The sequence below is a fragment of the Psychromonas sp. SA13A genome, assembly GCF_011378715.1.
Taxonomy (GTDB): domain Bacteria; phylum Pseudomonadota; class Gammaproteobacteria; order Enterobacterales; family Psychromonadaceae; genus Psychromonas.
Genome location: NZ_WTKU01000035.1, coordinates 20,973 through 29,354, shown reverse-complemented (window position 1 = coordinate 29,354; position 8,382 = coordinate 20,973). Strand labels below are relative to the sequence as shown.

General features: G+C 38.5%; 8 protein-coding genes. 1 reads left to right on the top strand and 7 read right to left on the bottom strand.

Annotated elements, in window-relative coordinates; genetic code table 11:
- On the top strand, positions 1-326 hold a 326-nt coding region (locus tag GQR44_RS19080; RefSeq protein ID WP_166370057.1), incomplete at its 5' end, for a DUF3316 domain-containing protein.
- A 154-nt stretch (positions 327-480) separates the two neighbouring features.
- Here GQR44_RS19080 and GQR44_RS19075 read toward each other — a convergent pair.
- The 7 genes from GQR44_RS19075 to GQR44_RS19045 all read right to left on the bottom strand — a co-directional run bounded on the left by GQR44_RS19075 (position 481) and on the right by GQR44_RS19045 (position 8,224).
- On the bottom strand, positions 481-1,077 hold the full coding sequence (locus GQR44_RS19075; protein ID WP_166373269.1) for a sugar O-acetyltransferase: 597 nt from the start codon (positions 1,075-1,077) through the stop codon (positions 481-483).
- 430 nt (positions 1,078-1,507) lie between these two features.
- Positions 1,508-2,722: a hypothetical protein gene (locus tag GQR44_RS19070; RefSeq protein WP_205963130.1), complete on the bottom strand. Its 1,215-nt coding sequence runs from the start codon at positions 2,720-2,722 to the stop codon at positions 1,508-1,510.
- Between the two features lie 2 nt (positions 2,723-2,724).
- The gene (locus GQR44_RS19065; protein WP_166373267.1) at positions 2,725-3,864 is read right to left on the bottom strand and encodes an ATP-grasp domain-containing protein; all 1,140 of its coding nucleotides are present in this window, start codon (positions 3,862-3,864) and stop codon (positions 2,725-2,727) included.
- Positions 3,852-5,204, bottom strand: a complete 1,353-nt coding sequence (locus GQR44_RS19060; protein ID WP_166373265.1) for a F390 synthetase-related protein — start codon at positions 5,202-5,204, stop codon at positions 3,852-3,854. Before GQR44_RS19060 ends, GQR44_RS19065 begins: the two co-directional genes overlap by 13 nt.
- Positions 5,201-6,076: an MBL fold metallo-hydrolase gene (locus GQR44_RS19055; protein ID WP_166373263.1), complete on the bottom strand. Its 876-nt coding sequence runs from the start codon at positions 6,074-6,076 to the stop codon at positions 5,201-5,203. Before GQR44_RS19055 ends, GQR44_RS19060 begins: the two co-directional genes overlap by 4 nt.
- Positions 6,045-7,115, bottom strand: coding sequence for an NAD(P)-dependent oxidoreductase (locus tag GQR44_RS19050; RefSeq protein WP_166373261.1), 1,071 nt, complete (start codon positions 7,113-7,115; stop codon positions 6,045-6,047). Before GQR44_RS19050 ends, GQR44_RS19055 begins: the two co-directional genes overlap by 32 nt.
- Positions 7,112-8,224 carry a 3-oxoacyl-[acyl-carrier-protein] synthase III C-terminal domain-containing protein gene (locus GQR44_RS19045; RefSeq protein WP_166373259.1) on the bottom strand — a complete coding sequence of 371 codons (1,113 nt, stop codon included), beginning with the start codon at positions 8,222-8,224 and terminating at the stop codon, positions 7,112-7,114. Before GQR44_RS19045 ends, GQR44_RS19050 begins: the two co-directional genes overlap by 4 nt.
- Positions 8,225-8,382 lie beyond the last annotated feature (158 nt).

The window sequence follows — 8,382 nt, the reverse complement described above, 5'->3', positions numbered from 1 at the left end:
CAGTCGCGGCAACATTATTAGTAAGTTCAAGTGCTTTTGCAGCATCACAGGTTGTGCATTCAGATAAAATGTTCACCACTGATGCGTTCACAAGTAAAGCAGCGGCATATGATGCAGGTTTTGATTACATTGATGGTCTAAAAAAATTACCAGCTAACGAATTACGTCACGAACTAACGGTGATCACCAATTCACCAGCACAAGACTTAGCGATTGATAAATCAAAAGTAACGATCCAAGAGTTCGCTCAAACACGTGATCAAGTTGCTTACCGTGCAGTGGTTGATGTGGATTACCACTTCACTACACTGAAAACACAAAACTAATTTAACTTATCGTTTTAACTTATAGTTTTGACGATAGGAAAAGGTTCATCACCTAAAATGCCGTTAACTTACATAGTTAGCGGCATTTTTTTTGTGAGTTTGTTTAATGATAAAATAGTTTAATGATAAAATAAGCCTGTGATTCATATTTGCCTTATTCATAGCGGCGATTTTTAAAATAATACTTTTTGTCATGGTCATTGATTTCTCTAAGCACTCGACATGGACTTCCAAGGGCAACAACATTCGCAGGTATATCTTTTGTCACTATGCTGCCTGCACCAATAACAGTATTTTCACCAATCGTCACACCTGGTAAAACAACCGTATTAGCCCCAATCCAAACATTCGAGCCAATAGTAATTGGAATATTAAACTGCGTTGCCTGTTTACGAATATCTGGGTCGATGGGATGTCCCGCCGTTGCTAAGGTAACATTGGGCCCTAACATGACATCATCACCGATATAAATATGAGTATCATCGACTAAGGTTAAATTGAAATTGGCATACACATTGTCACCTAGGTGCGTATGTATTCCCCAATTAGCGTGTAACGGCGGCTCGATATAACAATTATCACCGACCTCTGCAAAGATTTGTTGCATCAAATCATTACGTTTCGCCTGTTCTTTTGGTCTTGTTTGGTTAAAATCATATAAAACTTCTAAACACTGTAATTGTTGTTCAGCCAATGTTTGATCGTCATAGCTATAAATCTTTTGACTGTGCATCTTTGATTTAATATCCATTTATCCTGCCCTATTATCCTGACTGATTAAACTATACCCATGCTACCTCAAGATGCAAAGTCAGCAAGGCAAATTGTACCGAGATGCTAGGCATAAAATTGAAGTATAGATATTCTACATAGAGATTTTATAACAATGCAGATTGGTGCAAGTTGCCTTGCCCTTCGGGGCGCAACCTAGAGGTGGCATGGGTATATATTTAAATTAGCATTTTTCAAGCATCCTATTTAGATTATTGAATGCTTTATTTTTGATTGATATTGACTAATTAAGGTACTGGTTAATTCAATAAGCGCCATGAAAACTTAATCAATCTAAGTCATCACTGAGATTAACAAGTAACCACTTTTATAATCAGTATTAACTATTAAAGTAGTGCTCCGAAAATGGTTTAGGTTATAAAAACGATGAAAAACTATAATCAATGAGCTTAAAGCCCTTGCTTTTCAAGTATTGCACGATAAAAGTGTTGAGTTAACCAAGCAAATATTTTCCATGTATATTGCTTGGGTTTACTTAAATGTTGGCAATACACATAACTATATTCAATACATGCTTTAGCTCTTCGATTGCGTTTAAAGTCAGGAGCGCCAGAACTCATATTAAAATGTAAATAATGGCGTTTAGCGTAGTCGATGGTAAATGCCGAAGCTCGGCGATACAGTGCTAATTTCTGAGGTTGCTGAGTATCGTAACCTAATATCGGACAAGTCATATTATTCTCAATGATCACCATGCCAACGGTCGCTAACATCTTTTCTTGATAAAATAATCCATAAAGAGATAACAGCCCAGCTTGTACCGCATTGATAAAATAAGACAAAGTAAATTGTATATTATGCTCGCTGTATTTTTGTAAGTACAACATGTCATAGAGTACTTTTGCTCGTTTTATATCTGACTTTAAGAACAATTTTTTAAATTGCCATTGTGGCTGCTTTAATAATTTCAAATCATGTTTAAGATCTTTGCCTGCAACAACCGCTTGCCAGTCTATATGTAAGTAAACTTGCCGTGTAACAATCGCTAACCAAGCATCTTTTTCACATCGTTCAATAATAGCTGCATGCTGTTGATTATTTAAAGATCGTAATAACAACGCATGCTCATTACTGGTCTGCAAAGCCTGTTTACGTAATGCCGGTAAATCAATATTAGCCCATTGCGCTGAATACATATTCGTTGATAAGCATTGGTTATTTAAGGTTTGAACACTTCCCACACCGGCTAGTTGCAATGGTTTTTCAACACACTTAATGAGCTTATAACTTATCCAGCGTAGTACAGAAAATTGTACTTTAGGAATTTCATCTTTTGCATAACCCGTGATCAAGGTTAATGGCGACACCACATAACTGTTATTTAATGGTGCTCCTTGCTGTTGGTGTTTGCCAGAGATGGATAATGTCGCAGGGATCGTTAACTGTTGCTGTTGATAGCAATAAAATTCAGCCTGTAAATGATCTATTTTATGCCCCTGTAACATCATGCTGAAATAGATTTGATGCCACTGCGAAGCCGTTAATTTATTTATATTTTCGGTTGAATAATTTGCGCTTTTCTCACTTTCACCTGTCTTTTTCTCACTTACCTCTTTATCACCTACTCTCTTATCGGTTATATTTTTATCGCTTAAGCTAGGCATACTCAAACCTCTCCATTCCATTCAATACCTGCCGTGCTTGCAGCCGCTAAGGATTGCTTGTTAAGTAATGCTGTTATTATTAGCTCAGTGCCGCTTATTATCTGAGCCCAAGGTTGTAGAGGATATGTTTTATCACTAAGCGCATTTTTAGCCTGAAAAAAATCTCGCCAAGTTTGGGTGCTGAATAAAGTGCTAACCCCACCTGCAATCAACATAGTGAAACCAATATATTGTGCTTGTGATGGATTATTGTTAATAGTTACTTTTGGAATGACTGCTTTTTCAATGTTTAAATGTTCAATGGCTAAAAACCGCAGTTCATGTGCGATAAGATGTAATCCACTGGTTGCCCTTGGATTGCACTCAATCACAAAATACTCTCCATTTTGTTCGATGAAATCAAAGGATAATTGCCCATGAAAGTAAACCTTTTGCGCATAGGATTTAATAAAGGTGTTGATGGCATGATTTACGACGGGTTGAAAGTAAGTTGCCGCTGAACCGTTAACACAATAAGCAGGACGGTAGACTTGATGAGCAATCAATTTTCCGTTATCGAATAAAGCATAATTACAAAGTGCTTGGCCGGTTAATTTTTGTTGTTGTACCCAGGGCCGTGACTCTGAGATATTAAGATTGTGTATCGCGCTGGTTGTTACATCTCGAATCACTTGCTCGCCAAATCGGCTAAAGACGGGTTTTAAAATACTATCCCATTCAAGGTCAATCTGCTCAGTTGATGTTAGCTTTTTAGTCTTGGGTAACTGCACGCCACTTAAACCCGATAACATCTCGAAAACAGCAAACTTATTATGTAATTTTAATAATAAATTAGCGTCACTGATCAAACAATTTGTTTGCGCTAATAAATGCTTAAACTGGGCCAGATAGAAGATCTCTTCACAGGTAGGGATCAACATTTGAATTTGATACTTGTCAATTAATGCAATGACTTGCCTTTGATATTGTTCAGGATTTTCTCTTGGAGAGACCGTTTTAGCATAAGCTTTGATTCCGACTAAAAACCGCCCTAAGGGACATTTTGCACAATCAGTCATATACACTTGATGCCCTTGAGACATTAGTAGACGAGCCCATTCAATGGCAACGGGAGCTCTTGCGCCAGTGATCAGGATGTGCATAAATTAACCACTCGACGTTGTTTGTTGGCAGTGTTCCAAGTCGGTTTAAGCGCAAAAGTGAATTCCACAGAGGATAAACCTTGCTGTGTAAAAAGTCCCACCAGCGCAGCCTGTATGGGTCCTTGCATAGAAAGTTCTGCTGCGATTTCAATCTTGTTGTCAGCGACTTGTGAGATTCTATAATCGCAATGTTGTGTTAGCTTTAAACTGATAGCTCGATAGATTAAGTCAGGTAATAGCGGTACTTGTTTACCCTGCGTATTGAGTATTAAGCAATCACCACAACGTCCTGCAATTGCACCAATGGCTTCAAATACACTAACTGTTTTAGATCCATTTATTAATTGCTCATGATCCTTTAAGTAAACTGGTCCCTTTAAGCAAGCAGGCTCTTTTAAGCTGCCAAGTTTATTTAGACTATCAGATACTTTAATAACATCATCGAGTTGATAACGAATAATCGGTTGAGTGCGTCGACGAAAGTCAGTAATGATTGGGCTGTAATGCGTTTTTTGTTCATTTAACCAATGTTTTTCAATGAACACGATGTCTTCATTCCAACGCATCTGCCCGAATTGATCTGTGCTCCCTAAAAACCCCTCCGTACACTGGTAGACTTCATGTATCGGACATTTAAAGGACTCTTGAATCATTGCTTTATCGGCAGGGGTAAGCACTTCAGCCCCTGAGATAATTCGCGTAGGTTTAATTGGCAGCGCACTGTATTGACCAGTAAATAATGCACAAAGTTGCAATGCTTGTGCACTGCCTATCAGTAAAGTGGGCTGAAATTGATCGAGCTGTTTCATCCATACTGCGATCGGCTGTGTAATATCAATATAACAGAACTGAATCGGGCCTTTATTAATGGTGCTATAAAGTGGGCTATTTGCTCTTAAAACTAAGGCGATACGATGTTTTGTGAGTAGATTTGGTAATAATTTACCCAGTATATTACCCGCCCATATTTGCCTTTCCTGTGAATTGGCTAAAAACAATCCTCGCTGGCCAGAGGTACCGGAAGAAAGCCCCACAGTAATATCGCCAATGCTTGACTGTTTAAATTGACGGCTATTTTCAGCCTCAGTAGCGATCTCAAATAATTGTTGTTGTTTTAATCCACGCGTATTTAACTGATCAAAATGCTTCATCATGATCTGCTTATTGATGATCGGAAACTGATCTAAAGATTGCCCCTGTAAAGTCTCATAATAAGGGGAATGCTGACACACCCAATCAAGGTGCTTTTTTATTTGTTTATCTTGCCAATGTTGTAATTTTGCTCTGTTATTAAAACGCTGATATCTGGCTTTATAAAAGGCATTTAATAATGCAATCATTGCATCCAACCTTTGGCTTTTAACTTATCAATCGTTTCTGCACAATGCGAAGGCACAAACTCAATCTCTTGGTGATAATGCTGATAACAAAGCCTGAGTTGCTGTAATGTATGGCGATATTCACTCATATCATCACACAGGAAATTAGCGATCCAATGTTGGTTTACATTCTCAGCAAGGCTATCAATTAACCAACAGGCATCGGCTAATAAAAACACCCACTGCTGCTCAAGCCGACACAATAGCCCTACTTGTCCAGCGGCATGTCCCGGCAATGCGACTAAATATAAACGCTGATCATTAAATAAGTCACGACACATTAATGATATCTCAGGCGAGACTTGGTCCATTTCCCCAAGTACTTGTGTTATCGGTAACGGAAAATCACCATGAATTTGTAATTGTGGTAACAGCGCAGCCGGTAATAATTTTTTTAAATAACCTTTGCGCACGCCATTAATACGGCCTGATTTTTGTATCGAATCAAGTCCTGCTTGTGTGCAATGAATTCTGGCAGCTTTAAACTCACTGACCGCTGCTATATGGTCGGCATGAAAATGTGATAACACTAGGTGCTTTATCTTATTCAGTTGAATATTTTCAGCTTTTAATTGCTCTGTGATGCAGTCTCCCTGTTTTAATTTACAGGGAGTCACCCAAGCATAAAAACGCTCAGGAAAAGAACGTGTGACATTAAAAAATTGTTCATGGTAGCCAGTATCAAAAAGCACAAATCCGTGTTCTGGATGTTCAATTAAAGCCACCGCTGCGGGAAAAGCACGCGGTGTTAATCCACTGCCAGGTTTCACAACAAAGCCTGGGTGAATACAGTGTCCGCCTTCAAACAGTTTTATTTTTAGTCCAGTCGACATAGCGTTTTATTCCTTCAGTCATACTGACATTAGCCTGATAACCTAACATTTTTTTAGCTTTATCAATATTTAAGGTTTGGTGAAAGTTTAACAACCCTGCACTATAAATCGTGATCTTAGGCTCTGGTTGATGAGGTAAATATCGACACAGCTTTTCATTTAAGGCAATCACAGGTGCACATAATGCATAAGGTAAGGTTGTTAATGTCAGTGGTTTTGTTTGGTCTTGTTGCAATGCCGATAGTAACTGTTTTAAGACCAAGTTAACTGGCATTGGTTGATCATTACTAATATTAAAAATACTGCCATTTTCTAGTTTTGGTGCTTTTAAACAGGCTAATAAAGCGGCATCGGCGACATTATCGACATAGGTTAAATCCAATACCGGATTTTTTGCCGAAGGTAGAAACAAGCGATGGCCTCGCATCGCCTTTAATAATCTTGGTACAATTGCCCTGTCATTCGGTCCAAATATGCCACGCGGTCTTAGTATCACAGTATTAATGACATTTTTTTCTTGAGCTGCAGTGGTTAATACAACTTGTTCTGCTAAATATTTGGTTTCGGTATAATCACTACAAAAGTGTTCCGCTACATTATCTTGCTCACTGATCAGCCAACGGTCGGTAAAATCAAAATACACACTGGTCGTTGAAACAAGCACAAAGCGAGTCACCTTATGTTGTTTTGCTAGGTTCAATAGATTTTCAGTGGCAACCACATTAGCTTGATAAAACTGCTCATAACTTCCCCAAGGACTAGAAAAGGCGGCACAATGAATAATGGCATCAAAAATCGGCATTTCCTGACCACCAGCGGATTCAAAAACCTTAGCTAATGCTTGGCCATCACTTAAATCAACAATATGCCCCGTTACTGGGTATTTATCGCTTAATTGCTTAACTATGTTTTTATCTCGTCCGATAAAATGTAATTGATGCTGCTGATGGTATAAGCGAATAATGGCACTACCTAACATGCCCGTACCACCGGTGATCAATATCTTGAGCGATATTTTATTGATAGTATCGGCACTCATAATGTTAATAACCCCATGCCTAATGACAACCCTGCCGCCGTACCAAATAGTAATACTGTTTTGGTGGTTAATGTTTTAGGCTCTGATGATTTTGTAGGTCTAGATAATGTTGTCGGTTTTAATGTTGTTTTAGATGTTAATAGTTTGTCGGAAGCAGGATTCGACTGTTTTGTTTGCTCTCTATCAAGGGCTATTTGTTGTCGTAAAAAATGCAAATTAATAGGCAATGAAGCAGCAATTTGATTGCCTAATTGCGCCACATTATTAACCACTTTATGGTCTGCAAAACCAATGATACGCGGTAATTTATTAATCGCACGGTGGCTTGCTTGATGTGGTAATACATAATCAATGTGTTGTTTATTCACTTCAGCGCGTTTTAATCCCTTTTCTAAAAAGGTGGGCACTGCTTTCACCATTTCCCTAAATAATGCTTTGCCATTCATCTCAAACTGACTCGCCGTTACCAAGTCAGCATGTGCAGTCGTGTGTGGGTTAATGGCACTGCCTCCGCCTTTTACTTGGCAAAGCTCATAACCTTGATGGTGAGTCTCAAATAATGCGCCTGTAAAACCGCTTGCAAGCGGATCAGCCTGTAACACATAAGCTGCGGCACCATCGGAAAATAGTGTCGCCACTTCAAACGAGGCGGGTGTCGTTTTGTTCAATGTAATACCCGTACCACACTCACTGCTAACAATGACGATACGTCGATGGCGCTTAGCAAGAAAGAGACACTGCGCGTAGTCTAATGCAGATAAAAATGACAAACAGGAGCTGTTAATATCAACGCTAGTTAAATGGGCTGGTGCTTTTAAATATGCTAAAACGGCTGCCGCATCATAGGGCAAAGTTTGATGGTGTGTTGCACTGGCATAAAGAATAAAATCAATATCCTGTATACGCATACAAGCATTTTTTAATGCACCAATAATCGCTTCACCCGCCATCATAATAGCGGTTTCATGAGATGCGGCAATATAACGTTTTTCAACACCATATTTGCGTTGGCTTGTCCCCAATTTCAAACCTAAATGGCGATCAAAATCTTCACCATTCCAAGTTTGTTGTGGTAGATAAATATCACTACCCATAATATTAAATGCCATATCACCCTTAACTATCAGCTGTTACTTTAACTAAAATTAAAACCCAAACCAAAACCAAAGCTAAAGCTAAAGCTAAAACCAAAGTTAAATTCAAATGAATAAATATAACCAATTGATTTATAAATAACTATTTTATAGTTACTCTAATCGAGATTGTT